General features: G+C 73.8%; 13 protein-coding genes. 7 read left to right on the top strand and 6 right to left on the bottom strand.

Annotation, left to right across the window (positions count from 1 at the left end; translation table 11 throughout):
* The 5 genes from E1J50_RS11670 to E1J50_RS11650 form a co-directional block, all read right to left on the bottom strand.
* A partial coding sequence (locus E1J50_RS11670; RefSeq protein WP_132253721.1) for an Ig-like domain-containing protein occupies positions 1 to 7,907 on the bottom strand: 7,907 nt, incomplete at its 3' end.
* A 116-nt stretch (positions 7,908 to 8,023) separates the two neighbouring features.
* Positions 8,024 to 10,171 carry a site-2 protease family protein gene (locus tag E1J50_RS11665; protein WP_132253718.1) on the bottom strand — a complete coding sequence of 716 codons (2,148 nt, stop codon included), beginning with the start codon at positions 10,169 to 10,171 and terminating at the stop codon, positions 8,024 to 8,026.
* A complete protein-coding gene (locus E1J50_RS11660; RefSeq protein ID WP_132253716.1) occupies positions 10,168 to 11,556 on the bottom strand; it encodes an efflux RND transporter periplasmic adaptor subunit in 1,389 nt (462 codons plus the stop codon). The genes E1J50_RS11665 and E1J50_RS11660 overlap by 4 nt, the downstream gene beginning before the upstream one ends.
* Positions 11,557 to 11,558: 2 nt before the next feature.
* Positions 11,559 to 12,302, bottom strand: coding sequence for an efflux RND transporter periplasmic adaptor subunit (locus E1J50_RS11655; RefSeq protein WP_165937839.1), 744 nt, complete (start codon positions 12,300 to 12,302; stop codon positions 11,559 to 11,561).
* 118 nt (positions 12,303 to 12,420) lie between these two features.
* Positions 12,421 to 13,704 carry a GGDEF domain-containing protein gene (locus E1J50_RS11650; RefSeq protein ID WP_132253712.1) on the bottom strand — a complete coding sequence of 428 codons (1,284 nt, stop codon included), beginning with the start codon at positions 13,702 to 13,704 and terminating at the stop codon, positions 12,421 to 12,423.
* Between the two features lie 157 nt (positions 13,705 to 13,861).
* Here E1J50_RS11650 and E1J50_RS11645 point away from each other — a divergent pair, with 157 nt between their 5' ends.
* The 7 genes from E1J50_RS11645 to E1J50_RS11615 all read left to right on the top strand — a co-directional run bounded on the left by E1J50_RS11645 (position 13,862) and on the right by E1J50_RS11615 (position 22,375).
* Positions 13,862 to 14,752 (top strand): hypothetical protein, encoded by an 891-nt coding sequence (locus tag E1J50_RS11645; protein ID WP_132253710.1) that lies wholly within the window; start codon positions 13,862 to 13,864, stop codon positions 14,750 to 14,752.
* 35 nt (positions 14,753 to 14,787) lie between these two features.
* Positions 14,788 to 15,144, top strand: a complete 357-nt coding sequence (locus tag E1J50_RS11640; RefSeq protein WP_132253708.1) for a hypothetical protein — start codon at positions 14,788 to 14,790, stop codon at positions 15,142 to 15,144.
* 109 nt (positions 15,145 to 15,253) lie between these two features.
* Positions 15,254 to 15,853: a nitroreductase family protein gene (locus E1J50_RS11635; RefSeq protein WP_132253706.1), complete on the top strand. Its 600-nt coding sequence runs from the start codon at positions 15,254 to 15,256 to the stop codon at positions 15,851 to 15,853.
* Positions 15,854 to 15,862: 9 nt separating this feature from the next.
* Complete coding sequence (locus E1J50_RS11630) at positions 15,863 to 17,488, top strand: AMP-binding protein (RefSeq protein ID WP_132253704.1); 1,626 nt, start codon at positions 15,863 to 15,865, stop codon at positions 17,486 to 17,488.
* A 45-nt stretch (positions 17,489 to 17,533) separates the two neighbouring features.
* Positions 17,534 to 17,785: a DUF4926 domain-containing protein gene (locus E1J50_RS11625; RefSeq protein WP_132253702.1), complete on the top strand. Its 252-nt coding sequence runs from the start codon at positions 17,534 to 17,536 to the stop codon at positions 17,783 to 17,785.
* A 331-nt stretch (positions 17,786 to 18,116) separates the two neighbouring features.
* A complete protein-coding gene (gene ahcY / locus E1J50_RS11620; protein ID WP_132253700.1) occupies positions 18,117 to 19,517 on the top strand; it encodes an adenosylhomocysteinase in 1,401 nt (466 codons plus the stop codon).
* Between the two features lie 362 nt (positions 19,518 to 19,879).
* A complete protein-coding gene (locus tag E1J50_RS11615) occupies positions 19,880 to 22,375 on the top strand; it encodes a sensor histidine kinase (RefSeq protein WP_132253697.1) in 2,496 nt (831 codons plus the stop codon).
* Positions 22,376 to 22,419: 44 nt separating this feature from the next.
* Here E1J50_RS11615 and E1J50_RS11610 read toward each other — a convergent pair whose 3' ends face one another.
* Positions 22,420 to 23,730: a patatin-like phospholipase family protein gene (locus E1J50_RS11610; protein ID WP_132253695.1), complete on the bottom strand. Its 1,311-nt coding sequence runs from the start codon at positions 23,728 to 23,730 to the stop codon at positions 22,420 to 22,422.
* Positions 23,731 to 24,004 lie beyond the last annotated feature (274 nt).

The raw sequence follows: 24,004 nt of genomic DNA, 5'->3' as shown, positions 1-24,004 counted from the left end.
TCCGCGCCGCGGAGCGTGACGGCGGCGATACCCGCCGCGTCGGGGGCGAGGTTACGCAGGCTGAGGCCGAACGCGTCCGGGCGGCGGATGGCTTCCACGACCACGTCGCGCAGCACGCCCCCGGCGCCGGTCTCCTCGGCGAGCGTGAAGCCGAGCGAGCGCCCGATGAAGGGCCGGGCCGAGAACCACGGCGTCTCCAGGCCGATCTCCGGGACGAGCCCGTCGCTCCCGAGCCGCGCGAGCCGCTCGGTCTCCTGCTGGATGGCGGGGCGTACGGGCACGATGTCGATGCCGTTGAGGGACCGCACGCCGTTGACCGCGGCCACGACCGCGCCCTCGGCGAGCACGACGTCCGAGACGCTCTCCAGCCTGCCGAACGCGGCGACCGTGGGCAGCACGATGCCGGTCGCCGTGACCGCGGGCGGCGGGAGCGGGCTCGCGTCCCGACCGGCTCCGGGCGGGGGGGCGAGCGGCGAGGGCGGCATGAGCGCCGCCGGCGGCATGGGCGGGCGCACCTCGATCGGGTTCGGGGTGACGGTCACCGCCACCGTCACGAGCGTCTCCCCGCCCTGCCCGTCGGAGACGAGGACCTTGAACTGGTCCGGTCCGAAATAGCCGTCGTAGGGCTCGTAGACGTAGCCGCCATCCGCCGCGAGGGCGAGGCTGCCGTTCGCCGGCGGCGCCGCGAGCCGGAAGGCGAGCCTGTCGCCGTCGCGGTCCGAGGCGACGACGCGGCCGCCGGCGCTGGTGTTGGCGGGCAGGGTCAGCGGGTCGGCGCTGGCCTCGGGCACGTCGTTCACGGGATCGACCGTGACCGGCACCGTGACGAGGGTGACCCCGCCGTTCGGGTCGGCGACCCGCAGGGTGAAGCTGTCGCTGCCGTGGAAGTCGCGGTTCGGCAGGTAGGTGTAGCTGCCGTCCGGCCGCAGGATCAGGCTGCCCGAGCGCGGCGCCTGCTCCACGGCGACGGTGAGCGGGTCGCCGTCCACGTCGCGCAGCGAGAGGCGCCCGTCCACCGGCGTGTCCTCCGGCGTGACGAGCGGCGGCGCCCCGGCCTCCGGCGCGTCGTTGACCGGGCGCACCGCGAGCGTGACGGTCGCGGTCGCCGTGGCGCCGTCCGCGTCGCGGAGCGTGTAGGTGAAGCTGTCGGGACCGTTGTAATCGGCGTCCGGCACGTAGGTGAAGCGCCCGTCCGGGCGCAGGTCGAGGGTGCCGTGGGCCGGCCCCCGCAGGATCGCCGCCGCGACCGGGTCGCCGTCCGGGTCGGCGTCGTTGCCGAGGACGGAGCCCGTGAGGGGCGCGTCCTCGTCGCCGGCGAAGGCGTCGTCGCCCGCGCTCGGCGCGATGTTGCGCGCCGCGAAGGTGAAGGTGCTGGAGGCGGCCGCGCCGGCCAGGTCCCGCGCCGTCACCGTGACCGTGTAGAGGCCGCCGGGGACGCGGGTGGAGGCGTCGGAGGCGAGACGCCCCGTGATCCGGCCCGTATCGGGGTCGATGGACAATCCCGGGGGCAGGCCGGTGGCCGAGTAGCTCAGCCGGTCCGGCACCGAGCCCGGCGCATGGTCGCGGGTATCCACGTCGCTGAAGGCGGGGGCGGTCGCGAGATCGATCACCTCCGCGTCGGCGCCGCCCCGGTCGGCGAGCGGCCCGGCGACGGGCGCGTCGTTGACCGGGCCCACCGTGACCGTGACGGCGCCGGTCGAGAAGCCGCCATTCCCGTCCGAGACGGTGTAGAGGATCGTGTCGGTCCCGTTGAAATCCGCGTCCGGCCGGTAGCGGATCGTGCCGTCCGGGTTGAGGCCGACGCTGCCATGCGCCGCCCGCAGCGAGCCCGGCACCACCGCGAGGGGGTCGCCGTCGGGGTCGGTGTCCTGCCCCGGCGTGCCCGGAGCCGCGCCGGCCTTGACCACCTCGATGTCGACGGGCGTCTCTTCCGCGGTCGCGATCGTGTCGTTCACGGCCTCCGGGGGCGGATCGACCACCGTCCAGGCGAAGGCGCGGGTGACGGAGAGGCCGCCCGCGTCGCGCGCGGTGACCTCGACGACGTAGGTGCGGCTGCCGTCCGGCCCCGAGGCGGAGGCGTCGACCCGTCCGGTGACGCGGCCGGTCGCCGGGTCGATCGTGAGGCCGGGCGGCAGGCCGGTCGCCGTATAGGCGAGGAAATCTCCGTCCGGATCGGCGAAGGCGGCGCCGAGGTCGAGATCGACGCGGTCCGCGTCGGCGGCGACCCGCGCGGCGAGGCTGTCCGGTGCGGTCGGGCGCTGGTTCACCGGCCCGACGGTCACGGTCAGGAAGCCGGTTCCCTCGTCCCCTTGCGCGTCGCGGATCGTGTAGGTGATCGTGTCGGTGCCGCGGAAGCCCGGATCCGGCGTGTAGGTCAGGGTGCCGCTCGCGGGATCGACGCCGACGCTGCCATGCGCGGCGGTGGCGCGGCCGGGATCGGCCACGAGGGCGAAGGCATCCCCGTCCGGATCGCCGTCATTCGCGGTCACCGCGACGATGACGGGCCGGCCCTGGACGGTCGCCGCCGCGTCGGGTGCGGCCACGGGCGCGCCGTTGTCGACGTGCCAGGTGAAGCTGCGGCCGACGCTCGCCCCGTTCCGGTCGGTCGCGGTCACCGTCACCCTGTAATCGGGCGTGGCCGAGGCGTTCGCCGGCAGGGTGCCGCTGACCAGGCCGGTCGACGGGTCGATCGAGAGCCCCGGCGGCAGCCCGGCGGCCGAGAAGGTCAGGCCGTCCCCGCTCGTCCCCTGCGCGACGCGGGGATCGGTGTCCGGATCGCTGAAATTCGGGGCGATCGGATAGGTGATGGTCTGCCCGTCGCGGGAGACCGTGTCCGGCAGGCTGCCGGCCTCCGGCGCGTCGTTGACCGGCGTCACGGTGACGTCGACGGTGGCGGTCGAGAGCCCCCCGTTCCCGTCGGAAACCGTGTAGGTGATGCGGTCCTGGCCGTTGAAATGCGCGTCCGGCACGTAGACGAGGCGCCCGCCGACGACGTCCACGCGCCCGTGGAGCGCGCTCGGGGCGAGGCCGTCCGCCGCGACGAGGGTGAGCGGGTCGCCGTCCGGATCGGCATCGTTCGCGCGGACGTCGATGACGAGGGGCGTGTCCTCGGCGGTGGTCGCGGCATCCGCCGCCGCCGCGGGGGGCAGGTTCGCGATGCGCCACGTGAGGGTGCGGGTCTCGCTCGCCCCGGACGCGTCCGTGGCGGTGAGCGTCACCGGGTAGCCGCGCAGGCCCGTCGGTCCGGACGCGTCCGAGGCCACCGTGCCGGACACGAGGCCCGTCGCCGGATCGAGCGCGAGGCCGGGCGGCAGGCCCGCGGCCGCGTAGGTGAGGCCCTCCCGGCCCGGGAAGAGCGCCGCGAGATCGAGCCGGAGCGGCTGCCCGTCGTTGCTGGCGAGGTCGAGGGGCGAGGGCGCCGGGAGCGCCGGGATCCGCCCGGCGACCGTGACGCTGACCTGAGCGGTGGCAAGGCCTCCCTCCCCGTCCGAGACCGTGTAGGTGAGCGTGGTAGTGCGGGTCGCGCCGGGGGCGAGGTCGGCGAAGTCGGCGCCCGGATCGAAGGCGTAGCGCCCGTCGGCCTCGACCGTGAAGATCCCGCCGGCCGAGCCCGCGACGCCCCGCCCGACATCGCCCGCCCGGCCGCCCACCGCGACGATGGCGAGCGAGTCCCCGTCCGGGTCCGCGTCGGGCCCGTTGCCGTTGTCGGCCAGGACCGACCCGGTGAGGCTGCGCCCCCCTTCCGCCAGGAACGTGTCGTTCCGGGCGATCGGCGCAGGGTTGAGCACCCGCCAGGTGAAGGTCGCGTCGGTGATGCCGCCCTGCCCGTCCGTGGCGCGCACCTGGACCGTGTAGAGCCCACCCGCTCCCCCTTGCGAGGCGGAGCGGTCGATCCGGCCGCTCACGCGGCCGGTCGTCGGATCGGCGGAGAGACCCGGCGGCAGGCCCGTCACCGTGTAGGTGATCGGATCGCCCTCCGGATCATTGTAGGAGGCGCCGAGATCGACGCTCACCGCCGCCCCGTCGACGGAGCCGCGCGCGGTCAGAGGCCCGGTGCGGGGGGCGTCGTTGACCGCCGCGACGGCGATGGCCAGCGTGTCGGTGCGGCTCAGGGGCCCGCCCGCGCCCGTGTTGCCGAGATCGTCCGTGACGAGGGTGAGCGTGTCCGGCCCGTTATAGTCGGCCGCCGGCCGGTAGCGCAGCCCGTCGAGCGCCGCGTTGATCTGCGCCAGCGTGCCCGTCAGCGTCACGCTGCCCGTCCCGTCCCCGCTCACCCCGGCGCCCGAGCCAGGCGCGAGCGTCAGCGTGCCGTGGGCGACGCCGAGCCGCGTCGTCAGGCTGGCCGTCCCCGCATCCACGTCCGAGACCCGGATGGCGTTCGCCCCCGACAGGACGAGGTCGGTGTCCTCGTTCGTCGAGGCGCCGGCCGGCAGCGCGTGCTGGGGCGCGTCGTTGACCGCCGCGACGCCGACCGTGACGGTGGCGGTCTCGGTCGTGCCTCCGGACGTGACGGTGTAGGTGAACGTGTCGGTGCCGTTGAAGTCGGGATCCGGCGTGTAGGTGAGCCGCCCGTCCGGCTGGAAGCTGACGCGTCCGTGCGCGCCGTTCGTGACGCTCGAGACGAAGGCGCCGGGATCCTCGAAATTGTCGGCCGAGGCGCCGTTCGTGCCCGTCAGCGCGTTGAAGGTGACCGCGTTGTCCTCGTTCGTCGCCACCGTGTCGGCCACGATGTCGGCCACGGGCGCGATCGCGAGGTCGATCGTGCGCTGGGTGATGAAATTCTGCTTGATCTCGATACCGTCGACGAAATTGCCGTAGGTCGGATCGTTGCCTTCCGCGCTGACGGAGCGGAACTCGAAGCGCAGCTTGTTGCCGCTGGCGCTCTGCGACAATTCCTCGTGGTAGGCGCCCCAGGCCGCGTTGCCATCGAAGTAGTTCTTGTCGAGCAGCGCGAGGTCGTCGCCGGTGCCATAGACCCCGTCCGCTCCGAGATCGGTGACGACCACCCGCATCGTGTCGACGCCGAGGCGTCCGCGATGGGCGAAGTCGAGGGAGATGATGGAGCCCGGCGAGGCGTCGAAATCCTGGTAAAGGGCGGCGACCTCCGTCGCGTTGATCTCGGCGAACTGGTTGCCCTCGTAGGCCGGCACGCCGTTCCAGCCCGTGCCCCAGATCTCGATCTTGTGGTCGCTGGCCGTGGTCTTCCAGCCCGGCACGGAACTGTCGTCCACGAGCGTGTAGCTGTTCGGCGGCTCGCCCGGCTGCTCGAAGCTGCCATTGGTGAAATTGTCCGCCGCGCGGGGCAAGTCCTGGACCGACAGGGCGATCTGCGCAGGCCCGTTATAGTCGTCATCCGGGTCGAAGCGCAGCCCGTCGAGGGCCGCATTGATGTCGGAGGCGAGGCCGGAGAAGGTCATCCTGGCGTCGTCCGCGCCGCCGCCGACCGTGACGGTCAGGCCGGTGGTCCGCGCGAGGGTGAGGACGCCGTGGTTGGCGGAGATCGTGACGGTGAGGGCACCGCCGTCCCGGTCGGCGACCGTGATCGCGTTGCCGTTCGCCGGGGAGAACACGAGGGGCGTGTCCTCGCGTGCCGGCTCCGTGCCGGTTCGCGCTCCGATCGTCGGCGCCTCCGCATTGGCCTGGACGGTGATGAGGGCTTGGCTGGTCGTGGTCTTCGGCCCCCCCGGACCGGTATTGCCGAGGTCGTCCGTCGCGACGGTGACCGCGGTCGAGCCGGCGAAATGCGTGTTCGGCCGGTAGGCGGCCCCGTCGAGGGCGGCGTTGATGTCGCTGATCGAGCCCGTGAGGGTGACGGTGCCCGTGCCGTCGCCCGTCACGCCGAGCCCCGTCGTGCGGGCGAGCGTGACGATGCCGTTGCCGGCCGTGATCGTGACCTTGATGCTCGACGCGCCCGCATCCGCGTCGGCGACGCTGATCGCGTTGCCGTTGGCGCTTGAGAAGACGAGGCTCGTGTATTCCTGCATCGTCTGCGGCGGCGGCACCGTGTTCACGGGCGCGTCGTCGACGGGCACCACGGAGATCGTGGTGCGTGAACTCGTGCCCTGCGTGGTTCCGGTGCTCACGCGCACGTCGATCTGGCGGTCGGTCGTGTCGGGCAGGTCGTCCGAATTCGTGAAGGTCACCGCCTTCAGGGCGTTCTGGTAGTCCGAGAGGCTGCCGTTGCCCGAGAGCGTCACCTTGATCACGCCCGCGACGCTGTGGTCGATCACGGCGGTGAGGGTGCCCGGCAGCGCGCCGACGATCAGGTCGTCGCCAGCCTTGGCGTTGCGCAGGATGATCTCCGCCCCGTCGACGGCCGGCGTGTTCGCGATCAGGACGTCGGTGTCCGTGACGCCGACAGCCGGCCGGTCCTCCGTGAATTGCGTCGCGTAGTTGAGGCCCGACCCGGCCGAATCGTCGGCGTCGAGATCCACCTTCGGGATGGTGACCGTCACCGGCGTCGTGAAGGCGATGTCCCGGTCGCCGTCGTGGATGAAGGCGGCGCCCCCGGTCTGCGTGTTCGCCGCGAGGTCGTAGGTCATCGTCCAGGACGAGACGTTCGTCCAATTGTAGCCGATGATCGAGACCGGATCGGGGGGCGTGACGTTCTCGTCCTGCCGACCCGAGGCACGCACGAGGTCGTTGCGCGAGTCGAGCGCGAGGTGGGTCGCTTGGTCGACCGTGTAGGAGGTCAGGCCCGTCTGGGCGGCCGTGACCGATTCGCGGGTGTTCGGGTTGCCGTTGATGCCGTCGATGTCGCCGATCCGGAAATCGATGTCGGCGGCGATCGGCTGGCCGTTATCGGCGCGCACGAGATCCCAGCGCAGGACGACGTGCGCCGCGTTGCCCGGCGCACCGTTCGCGGCCGAGGTCGAGCGCAGCAGCACCGCCGTATCGTCGCTGCTGGTGCCGAAGGAAACCGCGTCGTCGCCCTCGCCGATCGAGACCACGGTGGCCCGGAGGCTGACCGCCACGCCGCCGACCGTGCCGGCAGTCGCCCAGGTCGCCGTCGCGTTGACGACGTTCGCGTTGACGTCGAAGTAGTCGATCGACCCGCCGTTGGTGCTGCGGTTCGTCTTGGCGGTGATCAGGGTCCCGCTTCCGTCGCGCACGGTCGGCTCGCCGGCGATGCTGATCTGGGCCGGCGCGAGCAGATGGTGCCAGCTCTCCCGGGCCGCGGCGTCGAGGGCGGGGCCGGCCTCGATCGCGCCGGTGCGGGTCTCGAGGTCCCAGTCGCCGCCGAGCGCCGCGTCGCCCGTCGCGTCGTCCGAGGCGGCCACGTCGGCCCCGGTCGCCCGGGCGAGGAGGCGCACCGCCTCCGCCCCCTTCGCGCCCGCGCCGAAATCGCAGCCGTAGATCAGGAGGTCGCCGTCCGGCCCGAGGGCTCGCCCGATCGCGGCGAGATCCTCGGCGTAGCGGCCCGCGATGGTGTCGGCGGTGAGGGTGCCGGTGCCGAGGCGCAGGTCGCCCGCGGCCCCGTGCGAGAGGATGTGGACCGCATCGACGTCGCTGCGCCCCCGCAGCGCCTCGGCGAGCTGGTCGAACCCGTCGCGGGCGGAATCGATCAGCAGCACCTCGGCCTTCTCGGGCACGCCCCGCAGGAGCGTCTGGAGGTCGGGCACGTTGCGGTCGATCACGACGATCTCGCGCCGCTCAGCCGCCGCGGCGGAGGCGTCGGCGGCCGGGCTCGGGGCGTGGTCCGGCGCGGGGCTCTCGGCCGGGTGCGCCGCTTCGGCGGCCGGATGGTCGGGCGCGGGCGCCTCGGCGGCCTGGGCGGCGGCGGCCGCGGCCGGTGCGGCCGCCGCATCGAACACGTAGCGCGGCTCCAGCGCCCGGATCGCGGTGGCGGGCCGGGCCGCGGCGGCGCGCGAGCGGGCACGCGGGCGGTTGCGGAAGCGCTCGAACATGGCGGAAGCCGTCTCCGTCCCCGGACGAAAGCGAGGGTCCGGGGGCCGTACGAGTGTGTACGAACAGGGTTAAGGATCCCTCGCCGCTCGCGTCCCGGATGCGGCGAGGGACCCGCTCAGAATCCGCTCTCGCGCACCAGGACGGCCACGATCCGGCGGACGGCCCGGCCGGCGAGGCTCTCGGGCGTCCCCGCGACGGTGACGACGCCGCGCACCACGGCGGGGCTCTCGGAAAGGCGCAGGCCCTCCGAGGGCGGTTCGAGGATCGCGGTGTACTGCGCCTCCACCGGCACGGGGCCGACGCCCTTCTCCTCCCGCACGGAGACGGGGCCGCCGAGATGCGAGGCGAGATAGGGGATCTCGACGGTCGCCGAGGCCGCCCGGGAGACCGAGGCCAGGGTCACGGGAAGCGAGGGCGCGGTGAGGTCGTCGGGCACGAAGGTGCCGGCGGCACCGGCCCGGAGCCGGCGCAGCCCGTCCTCGCCGACGAGGCCGCGCACCTGGCGGGGACCGTTCGAGGCGAGCGTGCCGAGCTCGGCGCCGCGGCCGACCCAGCGGCCGGGCTGGAGATCGGGCTCCAGCTCCGCGATCATCCCGTCGAATGCGGCCCGGATCACGAGTTCCCCGCGCCGCCGCTCCAGGCCGGCGAGGGCCTCGCGCTGGGACGCGAATTCCCGGTCGAGGACGAGGCTCGCGCTGCGGTCGAGGGCGTCCGCGGCCCGGCGGTCGCGCCGGAACTCGATCAGGGCGAGCTTGGTGCGCGCCACCGCGATCTCGTGGTCGAGCCTCGGCGAGGCGAGGCGCAGCAGCACCTGCCCCGCCGCGACGGAGGCGCCCGCCCCCACCTCCACGGCCTCGATCCGGCCCGGCGCCGCCGCGGTGAGACGGGCGCTGCGCCCCGGCTCGGCGATGGCGGGGATCTCGACCCGGCCGTAGACCGGGATCACCAGGAGGACGAGGAGCAGCGCGAGGGCGCCGCCCGTGACGCGCAGGCGCCCGGCCGGGTCGATCCGCGTCCGGTTGCGCCACCAGAACGCCGCCTCCCGCCCGATCGGCGCCACCACGAACCAGCCGATCTCGACGGCGAAGAGCAGCAGGCCGAGCAGCTTGAAGGTCATGGCGTAGACCATGACGGCGATGCCGGTGAACAGGACGAGCCGGTAGAGCCAGACCGCGAAGCCGTAGGCGAGGACGGCGCGGCGGCGCCCCGTGCTCCACGCCTCGGGACAGGGGTCGCCGAGGTCGAACAGCCACTCGCGCAGGCGCCAGCGGGCGAGGGCGAAGGCGCGGGGCTGCAGGTTCGAGATGCCGAGGGCGTCGCAGGCGAGATAGTAGCCGTCGAAGCGCATCAGCGGGTTGAGGTTGACCGCGAGGCTCATCGCCCAGCCGGCCGTGGCGAGGAAGAAGGCGATGCTCCGCAGCGAGCCCTCCGGCAGGAAGGACCAGGCGAGCGTCGCGAGCAGCGCCACGCCGAGCTCGACCAGGATGCCGGCGGCGTCGATCAGCGTGCGCTGGCGCCGGTCGCGCAGGCGCCACGCATCCGTGGTGTCCGTGTAGAGGACCGGCACCAACACCATGAAGGCGACGCCCATGGTGGAGACGCGGCAGCCGCGATGCACGGCCGCGTAGGCGTGGCCGAGCTCGTGCAGGACCTTCACGAAGGCGAGCGCCGCGAGGTAGCCGCCGAGGCCCTCGACGCTGAGGAAGTGCAGGAAGGTCGAGGTGAAGGCGTCCCATTGCCGGGAGGCGAGCATCAGGCCGAGGAGCCCCGCGAGCCCGATCGCGGCGAGGCTGCGCCGTGAGGCGAGCCTGCGGGCATGGGGCAGCGTGCGGACGAGGAAGGCCTGCGGCCGCACCAGGGGGATGCGGATGAAGAGGTAGTTGTGCAGGAGCCAGGAGGCCCAGCCGGTGCGGCCGGCCGCGAGCTGCGCCGCCTGCGCGGCCCAGCCGCCGGGATGGGCCGCGAGCCCGTTCTGCTCCGCGAAGGCGCGGAAGGCCGCGACCTCGGCTTCGGCCACCGTGCGGCCGAGCGCCCGCCCCGCCCGCTCGGCGAGCTCCGCCGAGGCGAGGCCGGCGCGCCATGCCTGGAGCAGGGCGAGGCCCGTGGCGTCGATCTCGAAGTAGCGGTGGGCCGGCGGGTCGTAGACGAGCCAGGTCGGCGCGCCGTCGCCGGTGGGGGCGCCCGGATGGAAGCGCAGATCCTCCCGCAGAGCCGTCAGCGGCGCGGCAGCAGGGCCCGCGGCCGGGAGCGCCGGCCCGCTCACAGGCCGGCCTTCTGGCGCAGATAGGTCAGCGGCTTGCGCAGGAGGTAGAACGCGAGCGGCACCCGCTCGCCGAAGAGCTGGGCCGTGCCGTGCGCCCCGAGCCGCGGCGGCTCCCCGGGCGCCAGCGCGGCGGTGATCCGGTAGGCGAGCACCCCGGCATCGGTCAGGCGGGCGATCGGCGTCGCCTGCACCATCCTCGCGTCGAGGGCGGCGAGCGGATCGGAATCGAGGAAGAGGCGGACGCGGGCGCCCTCGGGCAGGGCCACCGCGTCGGCGACGGGCAGGTCGATCCGCACCTCCACCGTCCGCGGGTCGGCGATCTCGAGGATGCGGGCCCCGGCGGCGACCGGCTTGCCGAACCAGTCCTTGCGGTCGGCATAGACCACGACGCCGGCCCGCTCGGCGCGGATCTGCGTCTTGGCGTAGGTGTCGCGGGCGAAGTCGCGCTCGGCGCTCTTGAGGGCGAGCTCGGCCCGCGCCTGCCCCATCTCGCGGCGCGCCTTGTCGTCGAGATAGGCGCCCTGCGTCACCTGCCGCAGCCGCGCCTCGGCCACCTGCACGTCGCGCTCGGCGATGGCCAGCGCGTTGCGCTGCGCGGTATCGACGTAGCGGGCGACGAGGTCGCCCTCCTGCACCGCGGTGTTCGGGGCGACGGCGACCTCCTCGATGATGCCGTCGATCGGGGCGGCGAGGACGAAGGGCCGCTCGGCGGTGATGCTGGCCGGCGCCAGCACCGTCATGGGCACGGGGAGGGCGAGCGCGCCGAGGGCGCAGGCCCCGCCGATCAGGAACGCCTTCCGCGAGCGCGGCGCGAGGCGCCGGCGGGCGGGGGCCTGGAGCGCCAGGAGGGCGTGGGCGCCGGTCTCGGCGAGGCGCGAGGCGAGCGCCGTGTCGGCCTCGTCCCAGGGGCGCTCGCGGGCGAGCAGCAGGCCGCCGACCAGGGTCTCCGCGCGGTCCCGCAGCGGAATCCAGAGGGCGTGCGGGAACGGGTAGGTGCGCGCCTCCTCGCCCGTCTCCGCCGCGAGATCGACCGGCCGCGCCGCCTCGCCCGCCGCCGCCGCGACCGACGCGACCCAGCGGACCAGCGGCGCGTCGCGCTCGAAGGCGCCGAGCCCCGAGACCCGCTCGACGGAGAGGGCCTTGCCCGTGCGCCCGAGCAGGAAGACCTGCCGGGCGCGGGTCAGCTTGCCCGTCTCGTTGACGAGGGCGAGCCCCAGCGCGTCCCGGGTCGCGGCCCGGCGGAACTCCGCCTCGACCCGCAGGAGCTGGCGCAGGCCGGAGGCCGGGTCGGCCGGTTGGGGGGCCGGTTGGGGGGCCGCCCGGGGGGCCGCGGGCTGCGCCTCGGCGCGCGCGGGCCGCGGCGCGATCCTCGCCTCGATCGGCATGGTCAATGGGCCGGGCGGTCGAAGCGCGCGTCGAGGCTCATGCCCGGCAGCACGGCCGCGATGTCGCCCGGCGCGAAATGCGCGGTGATCTTGATGGTCTGTGAGACCGGGTCCACCGCGGCGGCGGTGCGGGCGACGCGGGCCGCGTAGCTGAGGCCCGTCTCGTCGACCCGCACCGAGAGCGGCGTGCCGGCCCGCAGCCAGACGAGCCAGGCGGAGGGCACGATCAGGTCGATCTCGAGCGCGGCGGCATCGACGATGCGCATCAGGGCTTGGCCCGGCGTCGACATCTCGTGCTCGTGGATGCGCAGGTCCGCGACGCGGCCCGCGAAGGGCGCGAGGATGCGGCAGTCGCGCACGCGGACCTGAAGCGCCTCGGCGGCGGCCCGCGCCTTCTCCCACTTCGCCTTGGCGGCCTGCACCTCCATGCGGCCGATGGCTTGGCGCCGGTCGAGTTGCTGGGCGTTGTCGAAGGCGATGCGGTTGACCTGATCCTCGGCCTGGGCCGAGCGCAACTCGGCCGTCGCCTTGTCGCAGTCGAAGGCGACGAGGGTGTCGCCGGCCTTGAAGGCATCGCCCTCGCGGAAGGGGAGCTGGACGACGCGGCTGTTGAGGTCGGTCGCCACGCTGGCGTCCCGCAGGGCCCGCACCACGCCGCGCACGGACGCGTCGCCCTCCGCGGCCGCCGGCAGCGCGGCGAGGAGCAGAACCGGCAGCAGGACCGGACGAAGGAACCCCCGACGCACGCGCGAAACCTCTCGTTCACCCCGACCCGACATCGCGCCATCAGAGCGCGGACGTGGTTAAGGTTCGGTTCGCCGGATCGATTGTGCGCAGGCTCAGCCCGGCACGGTTCCGGGCGCCTCAGGCCGCGTCGCGACCGCGCGCGGCGGGCGCGGCGGGCGCAGCGGGCACATCGCTCCCAGCCGGCGCGTCGGGCAGGGGCGCCTCGGCCGGGCTCGCCGCCGCGGGCGCGCCCGATCCGAGCGCCAGGATCACCTCGATGCGGCGCTTGCCGGCCGCCTTGGCCCGGTACAGCGCCTCGTCGGCGAGGCGGAGCAGGTCGGCCCGGCCGGCCGCCGGACCCGGCGCGACGGCGGCGCCGACCGTGATCCCGACCTCGACCGCGCTCCCGTCCGCCAGCGCGATCGGCCGCCCGACCGCCTCGATGACCCGCTGCCCGAGGGCGTGCACCTCGCCGAGGTCGAGCCCCGTCGCGACGGCCGCGAACTCGTCCCCGCCGAGCCGGAAGACCCTGGCCTTCGTCCCGAAGGCGCTCCCGAGCCGGCCCGCGACCGCGACGAGGACCGCATCGCCGGCCGGGTGCCCGTAGGTGTCGTTGATGGGCTTGAACCCGTCGAGGTCGAGGCAGAACAGGCAGGCGCCGTCCGGGCCGCCCGGCCGGATGTCGGCCTGCCGGTGGCGCTCGAAGGCCCGGCGGTTGCCGAGCCCCGTGAGATCGTCGCAGAGCGCCTTGCGCTCGTTCTCCAGAGTGGCCCGGAAGGCGCCCCCGGCGAGCACGGCGACCTGCTCGGTCACGCCGCGCACCGCCAGGACCGCGAAGGGCAGCTGGATCAGGAACAGCAGCAGGAGCGGCGCGTCGACGAAGCCGCCGCTGATCACGGTCGGCAGGATGAGCACCGTGCATTGCGCCATCGCGAGGTTCGGCACGCTGAAGTTGCGGACACAGAGAGGGCCCATCACCGCCACGGCCGAGATCGAGGCGAGGAGGATGCTCGGCCAGTCCCCGCTCAGGACGGCGCAGAGCGAGACGCAGCCCTGCAGCGTCGGCCACAGGAGGTTGAGCGCGACGTAGAGGTCGGTGGCGGTCGCGCGGCCCGAGGCCGCATTGCGGTGGCAGCGGGCGCGGACCGCGAGGCGGGCCGCCAGGAGGCCGAGATCCGCCGCCGCGACGGCGGCGACGAGGGGGCTGCCGAGCCACAGGGCGAGCGCCGCCGCCACGAGGACCGAATTGAGCCCGCCGAGGACGAGGGCCTTGGCGTTCGCGAAATAGTTCGCCAGGAGGATGGGGTGGATCGCGGGAGACAGGGACCGATGCGGGCGCATCAGCCAGCGCACGAACCTCGTCCGGGGCTCGGAGAAGCGCGGCGTCTCGGGGGCGGGGACTCGGTCGCTCCGCTTCGTCATCGGTCTGAGCCCCTGTCCGGATCCGGCCTCGCGGATAGGCTTAAAGGCTTAGCCCACCGGCATTGCGAGGCCCTTAATCCGATCTTCGGATTGCGCGCCCATCGCCTCGTTCCGCTCGCGCTGGCCCTCGCGCTGGCGCAACCGGTGCGGGCCGGGCGTGCGCTGGCCCTCCCCCGAGGGGCGCGTCGCGGTCTCGCGGCCCTTCGCCGGCTCGCAGATCGTCGTGGGCGCCTCGGCCCGCACGGCCGGCGCCATCGACAGCCTGACCTGGAACGGGCGGGAGTTCCTGAACCGCTTCGATCACGGCCGCGAATTGCAGTCGGCCGCCGCCTTCGACGGGTTCGGGGAGTGCCTGAACCCGACGGAGGCCGGCTCGCGCGGCGACGGGAGCGGCCCGGGCAGCAGCAGCCTGCTCGTCAGCCTGCGGGCGGAGGGCGGGCGCCTGCGCACCCGCACGCGGATGGCGTGGTGGGTCGGCCCCGGAGAGACCTCGCGGGAATGCCCGAAGGGTCCGGGCGGCTACGCCTCGCCCACCTCGGACACGGTCCTCGACAAGGACGTGGAGATCGGCGCGCAGGGGATCCCCAACGCCATCGCCTACCGGGCGACCTTCGCGGTGGCGCGCCCCTTCGAGGCGGCGAATTTCGAGGTGCTGACGGGCTACATGCCGCCGGACTTCTCGCGGTTCTGGAGCTACGACCCGGCGAGCGGCCGGCGGGCCCCCCTCTCGGACGGGCCGGGCGAGCAGCCGCTGCCGGTCATCCTCGCGACGGAGGACGGCGCCTACGCGATGGGCGTCTACAGCCCCGGCCTGCCCCAGCCCGCGCATCCGGATGCGGGCTACGGCCGCTTCCGCTTCCCGGCGCCGCGCGGGCCCGAGGGCAACGCCACGGTGAAATGGAACTGCGTCTACCGGCACGGGCCCGGCCGGCCGGGCGCCTACGCCTACACCTGCTACACCCTGGTCGGCACCCTGGAGGCGGTCGAGGCGGGGCTCTCCGGGCTCCACGCCGCCCTGGCCCGGGCGCGGACACGGGGGCCGCGTTGAGCTATGCTGCGCGCGAGCCGCATCGGGAGAAGAGCATGCGCCTGTTTCTGCTGGGAGCCCTGGCGTCCCTCCTGCCCCTGCCGGCCGCGGCGACCTGCAGCTGCGCCTGCGTGGGGGGCGAGGCCCGCTCCCTGTGCTCGAGCCCGGCCGAGATGGCGCCTGTCTGCGCGCGGATCTGCCCGCAATCGCTCGCGCCGATGTCCGTGAGCCCCGGCTCGATCTCGCTGCCGGGCAGCATCGTCACGGGCGGCGGGGGCGACGGAGCCGAGGGCGGCGGCGGAGGGGCGCCCCGCGGCGGAGGCGGGCTCGGCGGCGGGGGCGGGGGTGGCCTCGGGGGCGGCGGAGGTCTCGGCGGCGCCGGTGCGGCCTCGGGGCTCGGCGGCCTGCCCTAGGCCCTCCCCCGAAGGTCGCATTTGCGCGGATCGCGCACCTCGTGCATGCCGGGAGGCGGGCGGCGCGGCGCGCCGCCGAGACGCCCGTCCAGCCCGGAGAGATGCGCCCGTGACGACCCCGACGCCGCGCCAGCCCGACCACGCGGTCGACCCGCTCTTCGTCGAGCGCCGCTCGCCGCGCGCCTTCACGGGCGAGGCGGTGCCGGAATCGGAGCTGATGCGGATGTTCGAGGCGGCGCGCTGGGCGCCCTCCTCCTACAATTCGCAGCCCTGGCGCTTCGTCTACGCCCTGCGCGGCGACGCCAACTGGGACCGGCTGTTCGACCTCATCGGGCCCGGCAACCAGAAATGGGTGAAGGACACCGGCGCCCTCGTCTTCCTCGTCTCCAGCGGCCGCATGCGGGTGGGCGAGAACCTGCAGCCCTCCTGGAGCCACTCCCTCGACGCGGGCGCGGCCTCCCTCGCCTTCCAGCTCCAGGCGATCCGCCAGGGCTGGCACGCCCACGGCATGACCGGATTCGACCGGGAGCGCGCGGTCGGCGTTCTCAACGTGCCGGAGCATCACCGGGTCGAGGCGGCCTACGCCGTCGGGCGCGCGGTTCCGCCCGCCGACCTCACCGACGAGCAGCGCACCCGCGAGGCGCCGAACGGCCGCCGGCCGATCACCGACTTCGTGTTCGCCGGCGCCTTCCCCGCCCGCGACGCCTGAGCGCGCCCCGTGCTGAACCCCGCCCCCGACTACGATAGCCTGCGCGCCGCGTTCCGCTGGGAGATCCCCGGGCGCTACAACATGGGCGTCGATGTCTGCGACGGCTTCGGGACGCGCGAGCCCGATCGGCCGGCGATCCTGGAGGTCGGCCCCGACGGCACGGTCGGGACGGTCACGTTCGGGCGGCTCAGGGCGGAGTCGAACCGGCTCGCGGGGGCGCTGCGGGGCCGCGGCGTCGGGCCGGGCGACCGGGTGGCGGTGCTGCTGCCGCAATCGGCCGCCGTGGTGGTCGCGCACGCCGCCGCCTACAAGCTCGGCGCCGTCGCCCTGCCGCTCGCCGGCCTGTTCGGGCCGGACGCGCTGGCCTACCGGCTGGCCGATTCCGGCGCGCGGGCGATCCTCACCGACGCCGCCGGCCTCGCCAAGCTCGGGCCGCTGCGCGCCGGCTTGCCGGACCTCGACCTCGTCGTCTGCCGCGAGGGCGCGGAAGGCGCCCCCGAGGGGACGGTCGGCCTCGCCGACCTCCTCGCGGAGGGGGGCGAGGATTTCACGCCCCTGGAGACGGGCCCCGACGACCCCGCCCTGATGATCTACACCTCCGGCACCACGGGCGCGCCGAAGGGCGCGCTGCACGGGCACCGGGTGCTGCTCGGCCACCTGCCGGGCTGGCGGATGATGCACGATTTCGCGCCCCACGGCGGCGACCTGATGTGGACGCCCTCGGACTGGGCCTGGGCGGGCGGCCTCCTCAACGTGCTGATGCCGAGCCTGCATTTCGGCATGCCCGTGGTGGCGCGGCCCGGCCGCTTCGAGGCGGAGGACGCCTTCGGCCTGATCGCCCGGCTCGGCATCACCAACGTCTTCCTGCCGCCGACCGCCCTGCGCATGCTGCGCGGCGTCGAGAACCCGCGGGCGCGCTTCGACCTGTCCCGCCTGCGCAACATCGCCTCGGCGGGCGAGGCGCTCGGCCCCGAGACCTTCGACTGGGCGCGGGACGCCCTCGGCCTCACGATCGGGGAGGCCTACGGGCAGACCGAGTGCAACCTCGTTCTCGCCGCCTGCCGCGCGGCCGGGATCGCCCGGCCCGGCTCGACGGGAAAGCCCGTCCCGGGCCACCGCGTCGCGATCCTGCGGCCGGACGGCAGCGAGGCGGATGTCGACGAGGCGGGCGAGATCTGCGTCGCCCGCCCCGACCCCGTGATGTTCCTCGGCTACTGGAACCAGCCCGAGGCGACGGCCCGGAAGTTCCGCGGCGACTGGATGCTGACCGGCGACCAGGCCCGGCGCGACGCGGACGGCTACATCCACTTCGTCGGGCGCGACGACGACCTCATCACCTCGGCCGCCTACCGCATCGGCCCGACCGAGATCGAGGATTGCCTCCTGCGCCACCCGGCGGTGGCGCTCGCCGCCGCAATCGGCAAGCCCGACCCGCTGCGCACCGAGATCGTGAAGGCCTTCGTGGTGCTACGCGAGGGCTTTGCCCCGTCCGACGCCCTGCGCGACGAGATCCTGGCCTTCGCCCGCGCCCGCCTCTCGGCCCACGAATACCCGCGCGACCTCGCCTTCCGGGCCGAATTGCCGATGACGACCACGGGCAAGATCATCCGGCGGCACTTGCGGGCGGAGGGATAGGGCCGCGGCTTGCCGCCGCCCCGGCGAACTCCTACCCACCGGACCATGTCGGTCGAGGTCCTCTATCGTCTGGAACGCGACGGTCCCGATGCAAGGCTTCGGGACCTCGACGACGTGCGGCTCGTCACCGACGCCGTGACGGACGATGGCGGCACGATCCCGGCCGGCGCCGAGGGAACCGTCGTCCACGTCGCCCCGGGCGGCGCAACGGTGATGGTCGAGTTCGCGCAACCCGAGGAAGCCCTCGCCACGGTGCGGGCTTCCGATCTCGTCCGGACCCGGCCCATGGCCCCGTGAACGATCGCCGTGCCGGTCCGGGCAGCCTCGCGATCCGGGCGCCGAGGTCACGGCCTGCCTGCTGAACCGCGATCCTCCGTCGGGCGCCCCGAAAGCGACGTTCCTCCTCGGGCCAGCGTGTGGGTCGTCACTTCGCCCGACTCGGCGCGGCTCGTGACCGCCTTCCCCGCAAGGCGCCACCCCGCATGAGGCCCTGACGCGGCCCCGTCACGGCCTCGCCGCACCGGCCCGGCGAGATACGCATAAAGACATCTTTATGTCTTGATTGCCTCGTACCCCGCGCCCTGGTATAGGCACCGCCGAACAGCCAATGGAACGGAGCATCGGGCACATGGCCAAGGACTACATCGTCAGGGACATCGGGCTGGCCGATTACGGCCGCAAGGAGATCTCCATCGCCGAGAGCGAGATGCCGGGCCTGATGGCCGTGCGCGAGGAATACGCGGCGCGCCAGCCCCTCAAGGGCGCCAAGATCGCCGGCTCGCTGCACATGACGATCCAGACGGCCGTGCTGATCGAGACCCTGAAGGCGCTCGGCGCCGACATCCGCTGGGTCTCCTGCAACATCTACTCGACGCAGGACCACGCCGCCGCCGCCATCGCAGCCGCCGGCATCCCCGTCTTCGCCGTCAAGGGCGAGACGCTGGAGGAGTACTGGGACTACACCTCGCGCCTGTTCGACTGGCATGACGGCGGCATGCCGAACATGATCCTCGACGACGGCGGCGACGCCACGATGTTCGTGCATCTCGGCCTGCGCGCCGAATCCGGCGACACCGCCTTCCTCGACAAGCCGGGCTCCGAGGAGGAGGAGATCTTCTTCGCGCTCCTCAAGAAGAAGCTCCAGGAGAAGCCGAAGGGCTGGTTCGCCGGCCTCGCCGACTCGATCAAGGGCGTCTCCGAGGAGACGACCACGGGCGTGCACCGCCTCTACATCCTCGCCAAGGAGGGCAAGCTGCTCTTCCCGGCGATCAACGTGAACGATTCGGTCACGAAGTCGAAGTTCGACAACCTCTACGGCTGCCGCGAGTCGCTCGTCGACGGCATCCGCCGCGGCACCGACGTGATGATGGCCGGCAAGGTCGCCATGGTCGCGGGCTTCGGCGACGTGGGCAAGGGCTCGGCCTCCTCGCTCCGCCACGCCGGCTGCCGGGTGCTCGTCTCCGAGATCGACCCGATCTGCGCGCTCCAGGCCGCGATGGAGGGCTACGAGGTCGTCACCATGGAGGATGCCGCGCCCCGCGCCGACATCTTCGTGACGGCGACCGGCAACAAGGACATCATCACCCTCGACCACATGCGGGCGATGAAGGACCGGGCCATCGTCTGCAACATCGGCCACTTCGACAACGAGATCCAGGTCGCGGGTCTCAAGAACCTCAAGTGGACGAACATCAAGCCGCAGGTCGACGAGATCGAGTTCGCCGACGGCCACCGCATCATCCTCCTCTCGGAGGGCCGCCTCGTGAACCTCGGCAACGCGACGGGCCACCCGTCCTTCGTGATGTCGGCCTCGTTCACGAACCAGACGCTCGCCCAGATCGAGCTCTGGACGAACCCGGGCAAGTACGAGCGGCAGGTCTACACGCTGCCCAAGACGCTCGACGAGAAGGTCGCCGCCCTGCACCTCGAGAAGATCGGCGCCAAGCTCTCGAAGCTGCGCCCCGATCAGGCCTCCTATATCGGCGTGCCGGAGCAGGGCCCGTTCAAGCCGGATCACTACCGCTACTGATCCCGCCCTCGATCCCGCCCGGGGCCGGCGCCGAGCCGGCCCGCGGGAACCGTCCGAAAGCCCGGCCCCGCGCCGGGCTTTCGCGCGTTCGGGGGCTCCGCCCGCACCCGCAGGGATTGCGACCTGCCCCGTGCGGAAGTGTGTCTTTCGTGTGTCGGGGTCGGTCCGACATGCACCCCAGGGTTCATTGTTCAGCCAGACCCCCTTCCGGCGCGATTCCGCGACGGGGTACAGTGTCCCGATTCCTCAGATGAGGTGCCCTGCGGGACGGCCCGAGAGGCCGCGACGCGGGAACGGCGCGGTTCGCGCCGCGGGGCCGCGTTCGCGTGCCTCATCGAAGATTCGTGGAGGCGGTACGGATCATGAGGGTCGAACGGACGGCGCGCCTCACGGTCTGCGCCGGCGCTCTCATCGTCGCCGCGGCCGGGTTCGCCGGGAGCGCCCTGGCGGCCCCGGCGGACGGGCAAGCCGCCGCGCCCGGGATCCACACCCACAACCTCGCCGGCCTCGCGATCCTGATCGGGCTCACGGTCTTCGCCACGATCCTGTCCCTGCTGCACCTGCACGAGCGCTCCCGCTGGACCCGGCGCGAGCGCGAGCAGGCGGCGGCCCTCGGGGCGCTGCGCGGCGCGCACGACCGGGCGGAGATGCTGCTCAACGCCGAGCGGCAGGTCATCATCACCTGGGAGGGGCGGGGCGACCCCGTGATCGAGGGCGATGTCGGCCTCGCCTTCGACGGGGCGCGCCCGGCGGCGACCGCGGCGCGCCGCATCCTCGCCTTCGGAACCTGGCTCGTGCCCGCCGACGCGGCGGCGCTGGAGGCCGGCGTCGAGACCCTGCGGGTGCGGGGCACCGGCTTCCGGCTCAGCCTGCGCAGCCAGTCCGGCCGCAGCGTCGAGGCGCAGGGTCAGGCGGTGGCCGGCCGGGCGCTGCTGCGCCTGCGCGAGACCACGGACGAGCGGCGCGAGCTGATGGAGCTGCGCGGGACCCTGGACGAGGCCCGCCGCGGCCTCGCCGCCCTGGCCGGCCTCCTCGACGCGATCCCGCAGCCCGTCTGGCGGCGCAACCGCGACGGCGGCCTCGCCTGGGTCAACACGGCCTACGTCGCCGCGGTCGAGGCGCCGAGCCGCGAGGTCGCCCTCGAGGCGGGCACCGAGCTTCTCGACCGGCCGGCCCGCGAGCTGATCGCCCGCGAGGAGGCGAGCCGCCGCGCCCCGGCCGCGCGGCAGGCGCTGCGGCTCTCGGCGGTGGTGGCGGGTGGGCGCCGCATCCTCGACGTGACCGAGACGGCCCTGGAGAACGGCCGGGTCGGCATCGCCGTGGACGTCTCGGAGCTCGAGAGCGTGCGCGCCGACCTCCAGCGCCAGATGGACGCGAACGTCCGCACCCTCGACCAGCTGCCCACCGCGGTGGCGATCTTCGACGCCCGCCAGCGCCTCATCTTCCACAACGCCGCCTACCGGCAGCTCTGGGACCTCGACCCCGGCTTCCTCGAAGGGCGCCCCCTCGACGGCGAGATCCTCGACCATCTGCGCTCGCAGCGGAAGCTGCCCGAGCAGGCCGACTTCAAGTCCTGGAAGCAGGGCGTGCTCGCCGCCTACCGGGCGGCCGAGGCCAACGAGACCTGGTGGTACCTGCCGGACGGGCGCACCTTCCGGGTCGTGGCCGACCCGAACCCGCAAGGGGGCCTGACCTACCTGTTCGACGACGTCTCGGACCGGATGAAGCTCGAATCCCGCTACAACGCCCTGATGCGGGTCCAGGCGGAGACCCTCGACACCCTGAAGGAGCCGGTCGCGGTGTTCGGCGCCGACGGGCGCCTCACCTTCGCCAACCGCGCCTTCGCCACCGTCTGGCGCCTCGACACCGCCACCCTCGAATCGCGCCCGCGCATCGACGCCGTGATCGCCGCCTGCCGGGCGCTCGCCCCGGCCGAGGAGCCGTGGATGGACATCCGCGACGCGGTGACGGGCCTCGAATCGCGCTCCGGCCTCGCCTGCCGCCTGGAGGTGGTCGACGGGACCGTGCTCGACTGCGCGGCCCAGCCGCTGCCCGAGGGCGCCACGCTCCTCACCCTGATCGACGTCACCGCGAGCGTGAATGTCGAGCGGGCGCTGACCGAGAAGAACGACGCGCTGGAGAAGGCGGCGCAGCTGCGCGACACCTTCGTCCACCACGTCTCCTACGAGCTGCGCTCGCCGCTCACCAACATCATCGGCTTCACGCAGCTCCTCGGCGACGAGACGGTCGGCGCGCTCAACGAGCGCCAGCGCGAGTATTCCGACCACATCCTGCGCTCCTCGGGCTCGCTCCTCGTCATCATCAACGACATCCTCGACCTCGCCTCGATCGACGCCGGCTCGCTGGAGCTGCAGCGCGAGAGCGTGGACGTGCGCTCCACCATCGAGGCGGCGGTGCGCGGCATCGAGGACCGGCTCGCCGAATCCGAGATCAGCCTCGAACTGGACGTGCCCGACGACATCGGCAGCGTGGTGGCCGACGGCAAGCGCGTCCGGCAAATCCTGTTCAACCTGCTCTCGAACGCCGTCGGCTTCTCGAGCCCCGGCCAGCGGGTGGCGGTGACGGCGCGCCGCACCGCGAGCGAGCTCGTTCTGGCCGTCCGCGACGAGGGCCGCGGCATGCCCCCCGACGTCGCCGCCCGGGTCTTCGACCGGTTCGAGAGCCACACCTTCGGCACCCGCCACCGCGGCGTCGGCCTCGGCCTCTCGATCGTGCGCTCCTTCGTGGAGCTGCATGGCGGCCGCGTCACGCTCCAGACCGCGCCCGGCACGGGCACCGTCGTGACCTGCACCTTCCCCCTGGCCGAGCCGGAGCCGCACATGGCGGCCGCGGAATAGGATGATCGCGATCTACGTCCGCGGGCGCCGGCCGGTGATCGCGATCATCGGCGCGCGAGATCGCTCGAGGCGGCCTGCGCCCGGCCGCCCGGGGGGCGGGGCGCGGGCCTGACGGAACCCGTCGCGAGGGCCGCCCCGGCGGCTTCCGGCTCGTCCCGCCGGGCCAGCGCGTCCGGCGTCGCGAAGGCGGTGCCGGCGCGCCCCAGCCGCTCCCCATGGGCGTAGAGGGCCTTCATGTAGCCCTGGTCGAAGGGCGCCGCCGAGGTCTGCCCGAAGCGCCCGTCGATCTCCGCGACCTGCACGTCGAGCCCGTTCGCCGCCGCGAAGGTCCGGGTCAGCGCCAGTGCCGCCCGGGTCTGCGCCTTGATGGCGGCCGAGAGCGAGCGGCCGAGCACGCTCAGGGTCGTGCGGCTCGCGATCTGGAAGTCGGGCGCCAGCTTGTTGTTGACGACGACGTAGACGGTCCGGGCCGGGATCCGGACCGGGGCCGCCCCCGTGATCGCCGGGGCCGGCGCGAGGTAGAACGGGGCCGTGGTGCCGCCGTCCGCGTGCATTTCCTGGAAGGCCTTCCCGTCGGGCGCGAGCGCGTCGATCATTACGGGCGGGAAGATGCCGGGCACCGCCGAGGAGGCGAGCACGATCGCCCGGAACAGCTCCAGCGCCTTCGGGCCGCCCGCGCTCGCGATCGCGCCCATGTCCCACAGGACCGGGCGCTCGGTGTCGACCTCGGTGGTGGCGACGAGGAGCCTGCGGCCCTTGGCGTGCTCGGAAGCGACCGCCTTCAGCAGCTCGGGCGTCACCGTGCGGGCGATCCGCCGCTTGAGGGGCCAGGTGTCCGTCAGCGCCTCGTTGGTGCCGCCGAACTCGAACACGTCCGCCGCCGTGACCGTGGTGTAGGCGGTCTCGAGGGGCCGGTCGCCCGCCGCTCCGATGAAGGCGAAGGGGGCGATGAGGGCCCCCGTGCTGACGCCCGTGATCACGCCGAAGGCCGGCCGGTCGCCCGCCGCGCTCCAGCCCGAGAGCAGGCCCGCCGCGAAGGCCCCGTTCTCGCCTCCGCCCGAGAGGACCAGCCAGGGCTCGCGCGCCTCGGAGGCGCCGTCGATGAGGCCCTGGAAGGCCGAAACGTCGTCGCCCGCGATCCGGACCGGCCCCGCCAGTGCGGCCGGGCGCGCGGCCGCCGCCTCACCCGGGGTGAAGGTCGCCCGCTGATCGCTCCCGCGCCCGCCCGCCGGGGCCGAGGCCTGCGGGCTCGGGGATTTCGAGGATGGCGCGGCGAGTGCCATCCCGGAAGCGCCCGTGCCGAGCATCGCCAGCGCGGTGCACAGGAGCAGGTGCCGCTTGGTCAGTCCGGACATCTGCCTGGTCCTCGGATGGGAACCCCGCGCGAGAAACGTCTGTCGGGCGACAGCCCTTCGCCGCACGCTCGGGCGCGGTCGCCGACGAAGGCCCGTCTGTCCGGGCGTCTCGCGGGGAGTCTGGTGAGACCCGCCTCGTTGTCGAAAACGTCCCCCGTGCGGCCCAGTTCCGATACGGAACTTGACCGTGCGTGCGCTGCAACACCTGTCGCGGCCCCGGCCCCGCGCGACCGGAGGGGCTCTCCCCCGAGAGGACGGCTTTACGCCGGGGCCA

Source organism: Methylobacterium segetis (genome assembly GCF_004348265.1).
Taxonomy (GTDB): Bacteria; Pseudomonadota; Alphaproteobacteria; order Rhizobiales; family Beijerinckiaceae; genus Methylobacterium; species Methylobacterium segetis.
Note: the sequence above shows the minus strand (reverse complement) of the source record. Positions and strands in the feature narration are given on the sequence as shown.